Consider the following 17573-nt stretch of genomic DNA (forward strand, 5'->3'; position numbering starts at 1 on the left):
AATTTAGTAAAATAAAACAACAATGTTCACAGGAATTATAGAAACCCTAGGAAGGATTCACGAAATAAAAAAAGATCAAAACAATCTTCACATCACAGTTGACTCATCTATTACAAATGAATTAAAAATTGATCAAAGCGTTTCCCATAACGGAATCTGCCTTACAGTCGTAGCCATAAAAGACTCATTTTATACTGTAACCGCTATCGATGAGACGATTTTAAAAACAAATATCGGTGACTGGGAAGAAGGCGATATTGTAAATCTGGAAAGAGGAATGAAGCTTGGCGATCGTCTGGACGGACACATCGTACAGGGACACGTTGACCAAACCGGAACCTGTATCAAAATTGAAGAAGCACACGGAAGTTGGAATTACACTTTTGAATACGACAAAAACCTCAGCAATATTACCATCGAAAAAGGCTCTATTACGGTTAACGGAGTAAGCTTGACGGTTGTAAACTCGAAAACAAACGAATTTAGCGTTTCGATTATTCCGTATACTTTTGAGCACACCAATTTTAAAAATTTCAAAGTTGGAACCAAAATAAACCTTGAATTTGATGTTGTTGGAAAATACATCTCAAGACTTTATGCGATAAACAAATAATACTTAAAATCCGCTCATAAAAAAAGCTTCAATCTAAATTGAAGCTTTTTTTATTTTATTTCTATATATGATTGTAATTCCTAAAACAACAGCCAATATTGCCAAAAAAAGTAAGTGATCATCTATTGGTACGATGTCAGGATCATCCGGATCATCTGGTGGTGGCGGTATGGATTGTGCCAAAGCACTAAACCCACATATCAAACTCAGGCAAAATGTAAAAAAAACAGTCTTGATTATCTTCATAATTTCAACATGCTGCAACACAGCACGGTAGGTTGTTAAATTTATCTATTTTCATATAATTCGCACAAAAACAGGGGCTTACAACGAATTATTCGGCAAATGTATAAGTTTTTTGCAAAAACACAAGATTTAAAACAAAAAAAGAAAAACAAAAATAATACACTTATCCTGACACAGGAAAAACCCCAGAAAACATTAATCCTTACCGGTACTTACGTATATTTTTGTGGTTTAGATTTTTTTTCTACAAATCTAAACTTCGATTCCAACAATAAACCCAACTTCTACCATCTCAGAGCACAAAATCCATCTGAATGATTCATAATCTGTTACTTCAAATAAAACCTCTATCGCTCCAAAATAACTTAAAGCATAAAAAAAAGACCGTTTCGGATTACGAAACGGTCTTTTCTAAACTAGCTAAAGGTTATTTGCCTTTTTGTGCTTTTTCCAGATATTCTACTTTTTCTTACATTCAAAAAGGCAATTATCGCAAATTGTTACCCATGGTTTCAATCACCAGATTTGTGTTGTAATCATACATTGCGTTCACTTTTTGTTACCAATGGTTGAAACCATTGGCAATACTTCTACTTGCCCATAATTATGTACAATTTGTTTTTTTTTGAGCAATCTTACCTTATTAACCTGATCCATTTTTCTTAAAAAGTAAATGGCTAAATATTTAAACTATTTAGCCATTTATGAATATTACAAACAATTTGTTTTCTCAGTCTAATAAACTATTTTTTAAAATTTATAGTTTAGACCTGCACTTACAATTCCTCTATATCCGAATCCGACTTCTGCAAACACACCAAGTTTTTTACCTACACGTATACCTGCAGGATTAACCTGGAAAGCAAAATCAGTAGCATTGTCTTTAACGGCAGCTCTATTAGGTTCTGTTTGTGTATATTTTTCCAGAACAACGCCTGCAGCTGCTGAGCCATAAAAATCCAACCAATCTGTTTTTATGTAACTAAACGCTATCGTTGGCATTACCATTAAATAGCGATTGGTTCTCTTACCAATAAATTTGTTATTTTTATCGCTTTGCTCGGTTTGTTCCTGCTGAAAAGCGATATCACCACCTACTCTTATTCGTTCGGTGATTTGATTTCTATAACCCAAACCAAAATTCCCAGAAGATGTTGTCTTAGAATTTAGTTTTTGTCCCAGAATTGCGGAAGATAATGCATCTGAAAAACCATCTACAAAAGTCATTGGTATACCATCGCTATAGGTTAGATTTACTTCATGTTTACCGGTTTCTTGTGCTTTTACTACAGTTGTACCGAATGTTAAAAAAATTACGCATACAATAATTGACTTTTTCATTTGTTTTAATTACTTTATAGTTAATAAATTTAAATTTGTGGCAAGAATATCTTACACTGCCTTATTACTAATACGCCAAAAATCAAAATACCCCTATACGCTGCAATAAAAATTTAAAATCTCCCTACTTTTTATGATATGAATGAGGACCTAAAGCATTTTAAACAATTGTTCAGCGAGCTTTATCAGCCCTTATGCAATCATGCCTATAAATACCTTCAGGATCGGGATGAAAGTGAAGATGTGGTGCAGGAACTGATGATTAAAATATGGGAAACCCGCAAGGATTTACTTTCTGAAAAGAGCCTTAAATATTACCTGTATATTGCCGTTAAGAATCGGTGCATATCTATTCTGAGAAAAAAAATCTATATGTTTGACATTGACGAAATGTCTGCCGATATTGCCGAAGAAATTCCCGAAACAAAACCCTTATCCGATGCTAACCAGCTTATAGAACAAGCATTTAATGGAATTCCACCAAAATGTCTTGAAATTTTCAAACTGAGCCGTCTTGAAAAATTAAGCTATAAACAAATTGCAGAAAAATTAGAAATATCAGCAAAAACAGTAGAAAACCAGATGGGAAAAGCCATCAAACATATACGGGAGTTTGTCAAACAACATCCCAACCTAATTGTTTTCTTTAAAATATGGTATTTTAGTCATTACATAGTGGGGGTTTTAAAAGAATTTGTGTTTTATTTAAAAGAGGTTTAACCATGGACAACCAAGATATTAATGTATTACTGGCAAAGCATTTTTCAGGAGAAACGAACCCTGAGGAAGAAGCTGTGTTAATGAATTGGATAAAAAACAATCCTGATGAATATCTCTCGCTTAAAGTTTTTTTTGCAGAAAGTCAGCCATTAGACTCCCCTCAGTTATTTGAAACAGCTAATGCATGGAACCGCATAGCACCAAATTTATCATCCACGAAGCCAACCGTATTTCAGCTGTACAAAAAACACCTATACGCAACAGCAGTTGCAGCCGTTTTTATTTTAATAAGCACGTTCGCTTTCTTGTATGCGAATGCCGACATAACTGTTCAAACAGCTAATGGACAGGTAAAAAGTGTCGAATTGAGCGATGGTTCTTTAGTTACTTTGAACGACAACTCGAGTATCACCTATAGAAGATTTCTATGGAACAACCGTACTGTCAGCTTAAATGGAGAAGCTTTCTTTGAAGTAAAACACGACGAGAGCAAGCCTTTTTCTGTAAATACAGGCACACTAGCCGTAAAAGTTTTAGGAACCTCTTTTGTTGTAAAAACAACAGAAAAAGAAAAATCGGTAGCTGTGATTACAGGAAAAGTCAAAGTTACCGCCACTCCTACCAGTCAAACAGTCGTTTTGGAGAAAAAGCAGGCGGTTCATTACGCTTCCAGCAGATTAATTAAAAGTGAAAATGAAGACGAAAACTTACTCTCCTGGAAAACAAAGTCTCTTTCTTTCAAAAATACTCCACTTCAAAAAGCCTTTGAGGATATTGAAAATTGTTATCATATTAAAATACAGGTAGAAGGCAAAATCTCTGATTCCTGTACCGTTACCACAAATTTCAAGAACGAATCTATAAAAGAAATACTAGAAGAATTCCGTTTATTGTTTGGGCTTAGTTATACACAAAAAGGCAATACTGTTTGGGTGAAAAACATATCGTGTGAAAAGTAATTCTTTTATAAATAACCGGTTAATCATTATATGCTCTTTTGTCCTTTTCTTTTGTGCCGGATCTGTACAAGCACAAAAAACAAGCTTGCTGAAAAAAAAGATCACTATCCAAATAGAAAATGATAGCATCGGATCTTATATTTCCACCATAATAACACAAGGCGTTAATTTATCCCTAAGTAACAACAAGCTCAATCTTGGCAAAAAAACAAAGATCAGCAAAGGAACTTATGAATTGAAAACGCTTCTAAATCTTCTTTTTGCAACAGAATCAGTAAAATTTCTCGAAAAAGACAATAAAATAATTATCTACACGGTTTCGCGAGCTCCTGACCCATTTACTATTAGTGGTTTTGTTTATGCAGGCGACAGTAAAGAAGCGCTACCCTACGCTACCGTACGAGTTTTAAACACAAACATTGCTGTTAATTGTAATGATTATGGCTATTATACGCTAACATTGCCAGAAAACAAATACATCATAAATGCGAGTTATACCGGTTTTACTTCACAAACAGATACGATACTGGTAAACAAAACCATTAAAAAAAACTTCAATCTTGAAATGGGACTATCCCTTGCTCCGGTTGAAGTTAAGTCATCCAAAAAACCTTTAAATGAGATTTCCAGCATAATCGATACGCAGCACGTTAACGCTCTTCCATTTCTAATGGGGCAATCAGATCCGTTAAAACTTCTTACGCTAAAATCAGGCACCTACGGCACTTCTTTAAATGTAAGAGGAGGTTCAAGCGATCAGAATCTGGTTTTATTAGATGGTGTTCCTATTTACAACTACAATCATTTTACGAGTTTGTTATCTATTTTCGATTCGCAGGCCATCAAACAAATAAGTTTTTACAAAGGCGGCTTTCCGGCCCGTTACGAAGGAAGGCTATCGTCGGTCATAGATGTTAAAACAAAAGATGGAGACATGCAATCCTACCATGGGGCTGCTAATATTGGTTTGCTAACAGGTTCTGCGATGATTGAGGGACCTATCATAAAAGACAAGATGTCCTTTATGATTAGCGCAAGGAGAAGCTGGATTGATGCTTTGACCAAAGCGATTTTTGATCAGGATATTAATTTTAAATACCGAATGTATGATGCCTATTTTAAAATTAACTATTTTATTAATTCCTCCAACCGACTGTACCTTGGTGCCTATACCGGCGGGGATCTTATTCGTGTAAATTTCTTTTCTTCCGAAGCACCTCAGCTTACCTGGACCAACAAGACACTTTCTTTGCGGTGGAACAGGGTATATAATCCCAGACTGTTTCAGAATTCGGTTCTACTGCTAAGCAACTACAATAATCAGTTTGCTAATGCAGATGAAGAAGGAACCAGAAAGTTTCGTATTACAGATATAGGTATCGAAAACAACCTGAACTATCACTGGTCGTCATTCCTAAATAGTGCTATAGGCTTACGAATAAATATGACTAATTTTTCTAATAACACTATTGACCGTGATCAATTGATAAAGTCATTACATTTCAAAACCTATTGGGACAATGATATAACACTGTCTGATAAAGTTCGAATAAAAGCAGGTCTTCATTATGCAACTTTTTTAACTAAAAACAAGGTTTATAATTCTTTTCAGCCCCGTACCAGTTTGGTTTACAAGTACAGCAATTCTAATAGTCTCTTTGCCTCCTATGCCATAATGGAACAGTTTTATCATCAAATTGCCCAGAACACTTATGCCTTACCCTCAGACTTACGAATGCCGAGTACAGATCAGTTGCCTCCGGAAAAGGCTTTTATTTATGAAGCAGGCTATGAAAAAACTTTAAACAAAGGATACATCAGATTACAGCTTTATGAAAAAAAAGTATCCAATATTTTAATGTACCAACCCCTTTATGATGTTTCAGATCAGGACAAAATACAATCCCCTCTAATCGGGTTTGGCAATTCAAGAGGCTTGGAACTTGAATTTTCTAAGCAGTTCAAAAAGTTTGATGTACAGGCATCGTATACCCTGAGCAAATCGACATTGCGATTTCCCACAATAAATAATGGTCAGACGTTTAATTCTCCAAACGATATAACCCATCAAATAAAAGGAGCTGTTACCTGGAATATTAATCAATCCTGGGTCCTATCCACTATGTTTAATTATAGTTCCGGCGTTTTAATCTCGGCACCAGATTCTTTTTCCTATAATGACAAAAAAGACTCGTACCCAGTAGACCCAAACCAAAGCAATGAAATATCAAGACCTAATAACTACCGTCTACCAAGAAATTACAATCTCGATATTGGTGTCTCAAAAACAAAAAAATTGAAATCCGGCGACCAAACCAGATTGTACTTTGGAGTAAATAATCTGGTAGGACAGTCTCCGCCATTTCTCATCGACACAAGCTTAGATAATGGTACATTTAATCTGGAACAAGCGAAGATGTTTAAGTATTTTCCTTACGTAGGATATACTTATATTTTTGGAGCGAATAATTAAAATTAATTCCCACAATCTCTAAAAAGCAAAGCAGAAATAAAATCAACAACCTGTTTTTGTTAGTTTCCCCATAATAATTAAGCTTTAATTCAAAGTTTAACTTTACAAATTGATTTTCTGACATTCGTAAAATGTTCACAACATAGCACAAAAAAAGCCTCTACATTACTGTAAAGGCTTTATTCTAGTAGTGGTCCCACCTGGGCTCGAACCAGTTAAGATAAAATACTATGATTTAACCCCTTATGTATGCTTGTTTTTACTAGGCTCCCGAATTGTATTCCTTTTATATTAATTCATCTTTAATATTCGTTTTAGTAGTTATTTTTCAATCTTACGATATTTAAGCTCTATTTCAATTCTATAAAACCTTCATTCTCTTTTCTCCACCTAGCTTTAACTAAATCTTCAAACTTAGCATTATTAAGTTTTAAATTATCAGCGTGATCTGTAATAATTATTTGTGGCTTAATACCTGTGTCTGTAAGTGTGTTATCACAAAATTTAACAAGTTGATCAAATAAGTTTGTAACGGCATTGATATCTTGATTAAATTCCTCGTCACTTTGATCAACATTTTTAGATGTTAGCTTTTTCAATTCTTTACCATTAAATTCTAAAGAATTGTCAATTTCAGTAGGAAAATAAACTTGACTTGGTTGATCTATAAATAATATGGTCGGTATTAAACATTTTTCTTTTAAACTACAGAAATAATATAAAAGACTTGTAAATAATGAAACGTGGCTTGATAGCCAATTTGCTCCACTTCCCATTGATCTTAAATAGATTTTTTTGTCATCTTTTCCACCTTTTGTTGTCTGCTTGCAAATTCCGGTTATATTGATCACCCCATTCCGTTTTAAAGTGAGCACCTTATTCCAGTTCAAAATGACCACCTCCGTTTTGATTAAAAACTATATTTTTTCATCTGTTAATTAGTATTCAAATATAATAAAATATCACTCTTTGTTTATTCCTCTTTTCTTTCTCATGGATTCTCCATGTAATTCAAGCCTATGAGATTGGTGTATAAGTCTGTCTAATATTGCATCGGCTATCGTTTTTTCTCCAATTATATCATACCAGCCTTGAACCGGGATTTGTGATGTCACGATTATAGAGCCGTTATTATGCCTGTCTTCTATGATCTCCAAAAGAGTAATTCGGTTATGGCTGTCAAGTGCCTGGAGTCCAAAATCATCAAGTATGATAACATCCTGTCTTTGTATTTTGGTAAGTTCCCGCAGATAAGTGCCATCTGCTTTAGCCATTTTTAGTCTAGCAAACAATTTTGAGGTATTAAAATAACTTACCTTAAAACCCTGTATACAAGCTTGATAACCTAATGCGGTACCTAAATAACTTTTACCGACACCGGTGCTTCCAGTGATTAAAATGTTTTCATTTTTCTCTATAAATTCGCATTCTGCCAGACGCAGTACCATGTTTCTGTCCAGATTACGTGATACATCAAAATTGATACTTTCAATATTTGATTTGTAATGGAATTTGGCATTAGTGATACTTCGTTCAATACGACGATTGTACCTTTCATCCCATTCTGCATCAATAATCATCGATACAAACTGGTCAAGGGTATAATGATCTGTTTTTCCGCTTTCAATGGCTGTTTTAAAAGCATTAAACATGCCATAAAGCCTCATTTGTTTCATTTTGGTTACTGTGGATTCATTCATTTTTTCAAGATTTAATTTAGTTATAATAGTGTTTTCCTCTTATATTACTGTGATCGGGAAGTTCTTGCTCAGGTTCTTGATCAAAATCAATATGATCCAAGTTGTTTTCTAAAATATTTTGTATGGTCTTAAAATTGTAAATTTTAAAATCAAGTGCCCGCCTGCAGGCATTTATTAATCGCTGTCTGCCTACCTTTTTTTCAAAATTCAGTATTCCTAAACAACTTTTATAAGCCTGTTCTGGATGATTTCTGCTTTCGATTATCTGTATTATATATTCTCCCACTGACTCATCAATATTATTAGCCCATTCAATGAAGCGGGCAGCACTCCATTGGGCTACAAATTGATGTGTACTGGCTAAATGCTCAGGGGTTGTTGTATAGACATAAGGTTTGTAGTTTCTTGGATGTACAGCTATTCGATTGTATTTAAAATAAATCTCTACCGTTGATTTGGTATATAACAGCTTTGCTTTCTTTTTTACATATTGATACGGAACGCTGTAATAGTTTTTGTCCTGGCTTAATTGAACATGACCGTTTTGCATTACTGTTGCAAAAGATTGGTATTTAATTTCAAAACGATCTTGTGGCAGTGGACGCAGTTTTTCTTTCTCGTCTTCTAAAAATAATTCAAAGCGGGAATAAGGGCGTCCTGTTAGTTTTCTGTTATTATGAGAGTCAAGTAAATCCCAGATCTGCTGATTTAATTCTTCCAGAGAAAAGAATTTGGTTTCTTTTATGGTTACATAAATCCTTCGATATAATATCTTAACAGCTCCTTCAACTAATGATTTGTCTCTGGGCCTGTAAGCTCTGGCAGGTAAAATTGTAGTTTCGTAATGTTCTGCTAAATCAGCCAGGGTTTCATTGATTGTCGGTTCAAAACGACTGCTTTTTATTACTGCAGATTTTAAATTATCCGGAACAATGGCAGCAGGAGTACCTTCAAAAAAGCGCATGGCATTCTCTACTGAGTCAACAAAGTTTTCCTTTTGCTGGCTCATGGAAGCTTCAGCATACGTGTATTGGCTAGCGCCTAATATTGCTACAAAAAATTGTACTTCTTTGACTTCTCCGGTATCTATATCAATAATTGAGAGTGTCTTTCCGGCATAATCAACATACATTTTATCACCAGCCTTATGGTTCATATGCATGACCGGATTGACTCGCTTGCCCCATATATTGTAATGATAATGAAATTGTGAAGTTCGATAACCATCAGGATTTACAGCAATATATTGTTCCCACATATGCTGTACGGTAACGCCAACTTTTTTTAGTTCACGTTCCATTTTAGGAAAAAAATCATAAAGTGTCTGTAATCTCGGGCTAATGGCCTCTACACTAGTCTGGGAGAATAAAAGTTCCAGCTCTGCATCGGTTTTTTGGTCGATTAATTCTAAGCTTAATCCGAGAACTTCAAATAAGGAAATATATTTCTTTACCGTATTTCTTGAAAGGGATAAGTAGCTACTTATAAATAACTTACTCTTTCCATTACAATAGAATTTAATTACTTTTCTAATTTTACTCATGTCTGTTATTTTGTTTGCCATAATCCGTATATTTTTAACGAATGTATGGTTCTAACAACATGAAAAAATGAATAGTTTTTAATCGTTAATTAACCACAAAACCTGGTGGTCAATTTGCTCCGGAATCAGGTGGTCAGTTTGCTCCGGAACGGGTGGTCAAATTGACCGGTTTTTCCAGTTTACCAAGGTATTTTAAGTAAATATCATTTGCATCAAAATCTTCCGTTTCTAATAGAATTGACAAATAAGAGTTCTTGATTTTTTGCTTAATTAATTCTAGCTGAGCATTATCATTAATAGCATTAGGTAATTTAGAATTGATTAACTGTCTGCTTGCATCCCAAGCCTTTGGTTCTACAAAATAACCAGTTGCATTTTCTTTACGAACACCCCTATAGGTAATCCGTACATTAATAGGACATAATCCTTTATTGTTTAGTCTATTTTTTTTAACGACAAACAAAATTGTAAAATTTTCTTTTTTCATAGCTAATTGATTTAAAGTTAATTAGCATACTTTTAGGACTTAAAAAATGTACTCCTCGTAAATTGAGATTGCACCCCGAGTAGCACCCCTCCCTTTTCATCAAAAAAGTTGACAAATAGATTTTTTTCAAAGCCATCTACTTTTCAATATCCTGATTAAGTTGAGTTTACCCCACAAAAAAAAGCCTCTACATTTCTGTAAAGGCTTTATGTGGTCCCACCTGGGCTCGAACCAGGGACCACCTGATTATGAGTCAGGTGCTCTAACCAGCTGAGCTATAGGACCGGTTTGAGGATGCAATATTACTACTATTTTTCATTCGCTCCAAATATTTTGGGAGATGATTTGCATTTAATTTCAAACGACAGCCTGTGTTTCCTAAAACACAATTGATTTTCAACTGCTTATTTCGAATCAGAAAAAGAAAAATTTTTATTTAATTTCCTGACAAAGCTCGACCAAAACACCATTTGTGTTCTTCGGATGTAAAAAAACCACTAATTTATTATCGGCTCCCTTTTTAGGAACGTCGTTAATCAGCACGAAACCTTCGTTTTTCAAACGGGCAATTTCGGCATGAATGTCTTCGACATCAAAAGCGACATGATGAATTCCTTCTCCCTTTTTCTCCAAAAACTTCGCAATTGGGCTTTCAGGATTCGTCGCCACCAAAAGCTCGATCTTATTGGTTCCGGTTTGAAAGAACGAGGTTAAAACCCCTTCGCTTTCTACCGACTCCATTTTATAGGACGGAACGCCCAATAATTTTTCGAACAACACATTGGCGTCCTCCATATTCTTCACAGCAATTCCGATATGCTCAATTTTATTTACCATAACCTCTAAATTTTAATTTCAATTATTGATTTACATACGTATTAAAGTAACCGCATTCGGCAATAACATCCTGATAATACTTCGTATCCGAATAGTCTTTCTGCAACGCTTTAAAACCGCTCCAGGCAATAAAATTAATTTTATCGTCGTCAGCTTCCCACCAGTTTTTAAGGTTGTTGTACTTATTATTGTAATATTCATTTCGTTCGCATTTGGCCAGCATATAAATACATTTTGCTTTTTGCTCTTTTGTTGTTGCCGCTTCCAACGCTTTTTGGTAGTACATTTTAGGAAGATCACAATTGGTTATCATTCGCTTCATCGAATCTCTGAACGAATACGGACTTGAACCGTAACCTATAATTGTGATTTCATAAAAAGTTCTTCCGTTTCCGAAATGCGTAATATTATAAAAGGCGTTACCCAACAACAAGCTATTCGTGTACACGTCTTCTTTTTGAGCCAGTTTACCCTGCATTTCCTTTACGGTAGTCAGGAAATCCATAAAAGTATATTTTCTTTTTTGATACGCCGTGTGATCGCAGTCGTGGCAGTCTTTTATACTTCCGTTAAACGGATTCCCCAGAAACTTGCTGTATTGAACCGAATCGGTTTGTTTCATGTACTCAATAGCTTCCGGAATTTTATTTTTAAAGGTTGCCTCAACCGCCTGAAAATTATTGATATCTTTTAGTTTCAAACTATAAATCCCAGCTCCGATACTTTCAATTTCAGATTTATTGGATTTAGACAAGAAAGCTTTCATGTCCAATAAAACTTTTTCATTGTCGTAAAATGAATTTCCATCGTTCCAATAACTGTAGCGCGATTCGCCATAAATTTCAGCCATTACCGGATTTCCTTTTTCCCTGTAAAGCGTTGACAAATAACTTCTGCTCCAGGAAGAAGCATTCTGATAACGAAATTCCTGCCCTTTGTAATTCTTTGGAAGTTCAAAATACAGCCAGTTTAAATCGGCGAGAATTGTTTTTTCGTTTTTATCCGTAAGTTTATCTATTTTGCTCAAATTATTTACAAAACGAAGCAAACGCAATTGCATTCCTGCCAGTTCTGTTTTAGGAAGCGTTTTTACCGCCTTATCAAAATTCTTATCTGCACTGGCATAATCTCCTTTTAAAGTCTGTAAATACCCCAGAGACAAATCCCATAAGTAAGGTCGGTCTGTATTTCCTGCTGCCGAAATTTTAGCGATTAAATCCAATGTTTTTTGATCCACCTTAACCTGATTTTCGGTTTTGTTTTCAGCCACACTAAGTTTTTTCATAGGCTGATTTTCTCCTCCATCCTTCTGAAACGAATTGTTTATCGCTTCCTCTTGTCTGTTCACTAATCGTGTTGCCAAATAATTCAGATGTTCGCTTTTAGGATCTAATTCATAGATTTTTTCAATGGACTGTTTTTCGTCTTTGTAGTAACCACGAACAGCCCAAAGCGCTTCTTTTTCCTTATTATTTTTAGCCATCGTCAACGCTTTATTCCAGTCGGTTTCATTTTTTGGCCTAAAACAATAAGCGGTAACGATTCTCAATTCCGGGCATTTATCAAAAACCTGTGCGTACAAATAGTTTGAAGCTGCAAATTTATTTTGCTTGTGATTCACTCCTGCCACGTAGGAAAGTGCTCGGTAATACAGCACATTTTTAGGAACCGATTTTTCTGTTTTATTAAAAAAATCAACGGCTTTTTGTTTGTTATTGCTGTAAAAACGAGCTTTCATAGTCAAAAACCAATATCTGTTTTTCAGAAAAGGATCCGAAGTCGTGTTGTACACATTCTCGATAGACTGAATCATTTTGGCATCGTTGAACGTTTTTGCCTCCACCGGATCGTAACTCCAATAATCTCTGTTAATAGAAACGGTTTCTATTTTTTGCGCCAGATACAAAAACTCGACAAAGCTTTTTACTTTATCGTCCTTCAGCGAAATCTTTTTCCCCCATTTCAAAGAGGATTTATTTTCCTTTTTGCTTTTATAATACACATGAAGATCTTTGATTTCTTCCTTGTTTTTTATCGCACTTTTATTCTCCGAATAATAATCCGGTTTTTCATCTCCAATTAAAAAATAATTTACGGTAGTGGTATCGATTTTCCCTTTAAGATACGTTCCCCAATCGGACTTAATATCTTTATTGAAACGGGAATTGTGCTCGGTATCAAAACCAATTCCGTAGAAAATTCCACCCGACAGGAAAAGCGGTGAATACGATTTGTCTGCAAAAGTTTCGGGAGTAAAATTAGAACTGTACGATCCAAAATAATCCCAATCGCCATCTGCACAGGCATAAATTACTCCGTATGCAAAAAGTAAAACCGCACTAGAAACAAGAAATAACTTGTTCAAAAATATTCTTTTCATAGTTTTTTAAATTGAATTCGTCTAAATCGTAAAATATAATTTCTTTTGGCTGCTGCGCGGTATTCTCGCCCAGTTCTTCCGCCATTTGTTTTAAATCTTCTGCCGTAATTGCTTCCATTTTTAAGAGGTCATTTTCTTCGTAAAAAACTCCATTCTTATAATTTGATTTTTTCGCTTTAAAAAAGATTCCGCTTAGTTGTTGAAAATCTGGATCCCTTTTGAGTTCAGCTACATTCATTTTAGAACGTAAACCAATTACTTTTTGGTTTCGGATATGAATTCCCCAAGAATATATAGGTAGGGCAAAATCGAGATGCATCGGATACTTTTTCAGACTTTTTAAATAGCGTTCTGCAATTTTCTGATCGTATATCGAATTTAAGGAATCGGGAGCAATTGACCCCATGTTGTAGTACATCAAAACTCCGGAATCTACGTTCGGAATTTTAGTTTTCTTAAAATATTTTACCTGATGCAAGCGAATTGTTGCGGAGAGTTTTTTTCCGGAAAGCTTTTTAACACTCTCAATAAATTTAAGATAGTTGTCTTTACTTTTAAGGGTCCAGTCGCAATCGATCTGAATTTCCTGAGACGTAATTTTGTTCTTCGTGCTGATTTCTTTAATCAAACGAACTGTTTTCTGTGCCAGATCCTCCACATCAAGGGGGGAAGACAACATGATTTTGTTTTGAATAAATACTACAGGTACAATTTCGAACTTGGTTACGTCATCCTGAAAACGAATTGGACTAAGCGGAATGGGTTCTTTTGTCTCGGGATGCTGGCCAATATCAAAATACCGAATATAAAGTTTAGTGACTTCATTGTGCTTCAAAGCAAGCTTCTCCGTTTCAGATAATTTCAGAATGGTTTTCCAGTAATAAAAAGCAACAACCGGCTTTTCATTCTTACTACAGGAAATCAGAAAAAGAATTAAGAAACCAATAAAAAATCTTTTGATCAAAACTTAAGAAAAATTACATTTTAAACCCAAAAGTAAGAAATTCTTCCCTGTTATGGTTTTCAATTTAAAAAAAAAGAGCAATTTGCAAAAGCTGTGAATCCTAATAAATGGCTAAAAAGTTTCAATTAAAGCAAATATAATTGTTATTTTGTGCAATCAAATTCAGAAACCGTTATGTTGAAAAACAACTTTAGATATATTGCATTTTTAATGGTCTTTTTTATGTTAAGCTGTGCCAAACGCGGAAGCATTACCGGCGGACTAAAAGACACGCTGGCTCCGGTTTTAAAATACAGTTCCCCTAAAAATTTCAGTACTAATTTTACAGGAAATGAAATTATTCTGGGATTTGATGAGTATGTAAAACTTAAAAACCTCAACAAACAGCTTATCATTTCACCTCCTATGAAACGTGAGCCGTTAATTTTACCAACTACTGCAAGTAAAGTAATCACCATAAAAATAAAAGATACTTTACAACCAAACACTACTTACAGTTTTAACTTCGGACAAAGTATTGCAGACAATAACGAAGGAAATTCGATAAACCAGTTTAAATATGTTTTCTCGACAGGCCCTTATATTGATTCTCTTTCCATAAGTGGGCAAATCAAAGATTCGTATGAAAAAAACGTTGATAATTTTGTTTCGGTAATGCTATATGAAGTTAACGATACATATAAAGATTCTTTGATTTACAAACAGAGTCCACGCTACATTACAAACACACTGGACAGTTTACGCACTTTTAAATTAGAAAATTTAAGAGCCGGAAAATACCTGCTAGTAGCAATGAAAGACAAAGGAAACAACAACAGATACAACCCTAAAGACGACAAAATCGGGTTTATCAAACATTATATTACAGTTCCGAACGATACTGTTTTTGAGCTTGAATTGTTCAAGGAAACACTTCCTTTTAAAGCTTTAAAACCAATACAGGCATCAGGAAACAAGCTTTATCTTCCTTATGAAGGCAAACAAAACTTCAAACTTTCTAAACCCAAAGTTGTCCTGAAACACGGCAATGAAACTCTGCAAACGATTGTTACCGCTTTTCCTAAAAAAGATTCCTTACAAATTTGGTACAAACCTCTAAAAGCAGATTCTTTATCTGTAGAAGTCAGCAAAGACAAATACAACAAAAGATTTAGCCTAAAAATTAAAGACCAAAAGAAAGACACTTTAAATATAACTGCCGTTCAAAACGGAAACATCAATTTCAGAGATCGTTTTACCTTAGAATCAGCCACTCCACTAGTAAAGTTTGACAAATCAAAAATTAAACTGGTTAACAAAGACTCGGCTGCTGTAGATTTCACCACAGAATATGATGAATTTGAACAAAAATTCTATGTTGATTTCAAAAAAGAGCCTGTTGAAAAATACAATATAACCTTTTTCCCGGGTGCACTGACTGATTTTTATGAAAAGTCTAACGACACCCTGGCCATTAAACTAAGCACAAAAGAACCTGCCGACTACGGAAATCTTGTTTTGAACCTGCAAAATGTGAAACGTTTTCCAATTATAGTCGAAGCGACTAACGCTAAAGGAGATGTGGTATACGCAAGTGATTACTCGGAAGGCAAAACTAAAATTGAATTTAATTTATTAGTCCCTGATAAATTTACGATTCGAATAATCTATGACGACAATAAAAATAAAATATACGACTCAGGAGATTTCCTGAATAAAAAATACGCTGAAGAAGTATTCTATTTTCAAACCAATGTAGACGTCCGAACCAATTGGGATGTCGATCAGGCCATTGATTTAAGTGTTCCTTACAATCCTGAAGTGGAGAAAAAACAGATCGAGAAAAAGAAAAAAGAAGACGAGAAGAAAAGAAAAGCCTTCTAGATTTTAACGCCTGAATACACCACTATGGAAAACGATTTGATTGAAAAAGAAAACTGGTTAAAAAGAAACTGGAAATGGTTTTTACCTTCAATCCTGATAGCTGTACTTTTTTTAATCGGAATCCTTGCGGCTTCAACTTCTAAAGAAAACATAACCGATATCGCTCAGGCATATTCCGACAATTTGCTTTTTGAACAGGCAATTGAAAAAGCCAACAAGAATCCAAACGTCCTTGAAAATGTTGGAAAAATCAAGCCGATTGATCAATTAGCAATCTTAGAAGGCAACATTGTTTATTCTAACAACCACAATACTGTCCGCTTATCCGTTAGAATCAACGGGACCAAAAGAAAGGGCAAACTAGACCTTTCTGCTATCAAAAAAGGAACTAAATGGGAGTATAAAAAAATCTCCGTTCGCACTAAAAACCCTGAAAACGAGATTGTGGTTTTAGAAGAACTTTAAAAATAATCTTCAAAATTTACAATCAAAAATCAATACTAAACCGGTCTTTATCGCTTAAAAAATCAAGTTTTTTTCGGGTTTCTAACATAGTGTTTTCATCCAATTCAACCACAAAAACTCCTTCGTCCTCTTGCGGTTCCAGAATATAATTTCCTAAAAAATCAACTACTTGCGAATGTCCAATATGTTCGTAATTATTCGCATCCAATCCTACCCTGTTCACGGCAACGACATAACTTAGATTTTCTATCGCACGTGCTTTAAGCAAAGCATCCCAAGCATTGGTTCTTACTTTTGGCCAGTTGGCTACATACAACAACAAATCATAATTCTCAACATTTCTTGCAAATACCGGAAATCTCAAGTCATAACAAACCTGTAGGCAAATCTTCCAATCGAGATATTCTACAATTACTTTTTCGTTTCCGCTGGTATAGAATTGATCTTCTCCCGCAAGTGAAAACAAATGACGCTTGTTGTAATACTGAATTTCTCCTGACGGAAAAACAAACACCATTCGGTTATAATACTTTTCGTTTTCAACGATAACGAGACTTCCTCCGATAGCAACATTCTTCGTTCTCGCCAGAGACTGAATCCACAAAATAGTCTCCCCCTGCATTGTTTCGGCAACTGCAGCAGCATTCATCGTAAATCCCGTCGAAAACATCTCCGGTAATACGATCAAATGGACTTCAGAATCGATTTGATTGATTTTGATTTCAAAGTGTTTTCTGTTCTCCTGAGAATTTTCCCAATAAAGATCTGATTGTATAAGTGCGATTTTCATATCGTAAAAATAACTTTTTTAAGCAAAAGATACAATCCTGAGTTCAGTTTCACAACATTTCAGACAAAAACGACGCAAACCCAGTAAACATCGGATTTTTCAGAATAAAAAAACATTATCTAAAAAAATAATGCAAAATTATTGCATTGTTTGTGCGAAAATATTGCTTACAATGAATATAATTTATATATA

16 protein-coding genes and 1 tRNA gene are annotated in these 17573 nt (G+C 34.7%); 6 read left to right on the forward strand and 11 right to left on the reverse strand.

Translation table 11 applies throughout. From position 1 onward, the window contains the following. Positions 1-22: 22 nt before the first annotated feature. Positions 23-613 (forward strand): riboflavin synthase, encoded by a 591-nt coding sequence (locus AC3IS6_RS03570; RefSeq protein ID WP_173966032.1) that lies wholly within the window; start codon positions 23-25, stop codon positions 611-613. Between the two features lie 33 nt (positions 614-646). Here the strand turns inward: AC3IS6_RS03570 and AC3IS6_RS03575 are convergent, their stop codons facing one another. Both AC3IS6_RS03575 and AC3IS6_RS03580 read right to left on the reverse strand, forming a co-directional pair. Continuing rightward, positions 647-859 carry a hypothetical protein gene (locus AC3IS6_RS03575; protein WP_489163599.1) on the reverse strand — a complete coding sequence of 71 codons (213 nt, stop codon included), beginning with the start codon at positions 857-859 and terminating at the stop codon, positions 647-649. 750 nt (positions 860-1609) lie between these two features. Further along, positions 1610-2200 carry a hypothetical protein gene (locus tag AC3IS6_RS03580; RefSeq protein WP_489163601.1) on the reverse strand — a complete coding sequence of 197 codons (591 nt, stop codon included), beginning with the start codon at positions 2198-2200 and terminating at the stop codon, positions 1610-1612. A 138-nt stretch (positions 2201-2338) separates the two neighbouring features. Between AC3IS6_RS03580 and AC3IS6_RS03585 the strand changes: the two genes are divergently transcribed. The 3 genes from AC3IS6_RS03585 to AC3IS6_RS03595 all read left to right on the forward strand — a co-directional run bounded on the left by AC3IS6_RS03585 (position 2339) and on the right by AC3IS6_RS03595 (position 6352). After that, the gene (locus AC3IS6_RS03585; RefSeq protein ID WP_489163603.1) at positions 2339-2920 is read left to right on the forward strand and encodes an RNA polymerase sigma-70 factor; all 582 of its coding nucleotides are present in this window, start codon (positions 2339-2341) and stop codon (positions 2918-2920) included. A 2-nt stretch (positions 2921-2922) separates the two neighbouring features. Further along, complete coding sequence (locus tag AC3IS6_RS03590; protein WP_489163604.1) at positions 2923-3879, forward strand: FecR family protein; 957 nt, start codon at positions 2923-2925, stop codon at positions 3877-3879. A gap of 85 nt (positions 3880-3964) precedes the next feature. After that, the gene (locus tag AC3IS6_RS03595) at positions 3965-6352 is read left to right on the forward strand and encodes a TonB-dependent receptor (protein WP_489163606.1); all 2388 of its coding nucleotides are present in this window, start codon (positions 3965-3967) and stop codon (positions 6350-6352) included. 350 nt (positions 6353-6702) lie between these two features. Here AC3IS6_RS03595 and AC3IS6_RS03600 read toward each other — a convergent pair whose 3' ends face one another. The 8 genes from AC3IS6_RS03600 to AC3IS6_RS03635 form a co-directional block, all read right to left on the reverse strand. Continuing rightward, positions 6703-7203, reverse strand: coding sequence for a DUF3732 domain-containing protein (locus AC3IS6_RS03600; RefSeq protein WP_489163608.1), 501 nt, complete (start codon positions 7201-7203; stop codon positions 6703-6705). 111 nt (positions 7204-7314) lie between these two features. Further along, complete coding sequence (gene istB, locus AC3IS6_RS03605) at positions 7315-8052, reverse strand: IS21-like element helper ATPase IstB (RefSeq protein WP_489163610.1); 738 nt, start codon at positions 8050-8052, stop codon at positions 7315-7317. A gap of 16 nt (positions 8053-8068) precedes the next feature. Then, the gene (gene istA, locus AC3IS6_RS03610) at positions 8069-9616 is read right to left on the reverse strand and encodes an IS21 family transposase (protein WP_489159527.1); all 1548 of its coding nucleotides are present in this window, start codon (positions 9614-9616) and stop codon (positions 8069-8071) included. A gap of 112 nt (positions 9617-9728) precedes the next feature. After that, positions 9729-10082, reverse strand: a complete 354-nt coding sequence (locus tag AC3IS6_RS03615) for an Arm DNA-binding domain-containing protein (protein ID WP_489163612.1) — start codon at positions 10080-10082, stop codon at positions 9729-9731. Positions 10083-10293: 211 nt separating this feature from the next. Further along, a tRNA-Ile gene (locus AC3IS6_RS03620) sits at positions 10294-10367 on the reverse strand. Between the two features lie 147 nt (positions 10368-10514). After that, a complete protein-coding gene (gene mce, locus AC3IS6_RS03625; RefSeq protein WP_489163614.1) occupies positions 10515-10919 on the reverse strand; it encodes a methylmalonyl-CoA epimerase in 405 nt (134 codons plus the stop codon). A gap of 22 nt (positions 10920-10941) precedes the next feature. Further along, positions 10942-13299 (reverse strand): hypothetical protein, encoded by a 2358-nt coding sequence (locus AC3IS6_RS03630; protein ID WP_489163617.1) that lies wholly within the window; start codon positions 13297-13299, stop codon positions 10942-10944. Beyond that, positions 13259-14263 carry a hypothetical protein gene (locus AC3IS6_RS03635; RefSeq protein ID WP_489163619.1) on the reverse strand — a complete coding sequence of 335 codons (1005 nt, stop codon included), beginning with the start codon at positions 14261-14263 and terminating at the stop codon, positions 13259-13261. Before AC3IS6_RS03635 ends, AC3IS6_RS03630 begins: the two co-directional genes overlap by 41 nt. A 174-nt stretch (positions 14264-14437) precedes the next feature. On the opposite strand from AC3IS6_RS03635, the gene AC3IS6_RS03640 reads away from it, so the two are divergent. Together AC3IS6_RS03640 and AC3IS6_RS03645 are read left to right on the forward strand one after the other, a co-directional pair. Then, on the forward strand, positions 14438-16126 hold the full coding sequence (locus AC3IS6_RS03640) for an Ig-like domain-containing domain (protein ID WP_489163621.1): 1689 nt from the start codon (positions 14438-14440) through the stop codon (positions 16124-16126). Positions 16127-16150: 24 nt separating this feature from the next. Beyond that, the gene (locus AC3IS6_RS03645; protein ID WP_489163622.1) at positions 16151-16591 is read left to right on the forward strand and encodes a cytochrome c oxidase assembly factor Coa1 family protein; all 441 of its coding nucleotides are present in this window, start codon (positions 16151-16153) and stop codon (positions 16589-16591) included. A gap of 22 nt (positions 16592-16613) precedes the next feature. Here the strand turns inward: AC3IS6_RS03645 and AC3IS6_RS03650 are convergent, their stop codons facing one another. Beyond that, entirely contained in the window at positions 16614-17381 is a 768-nt protein-coding gene (locus AC3IS6_RS03650) for a nitrilase family protein (protein ID WP_489163624.1), read from the reverse strand. Between the last annotated feature and the right edge of the window lie 192 nt (positions 17382-17573).

This window comes from Flavobacterium sp. KH_035 (assembly GCF_057839565.1).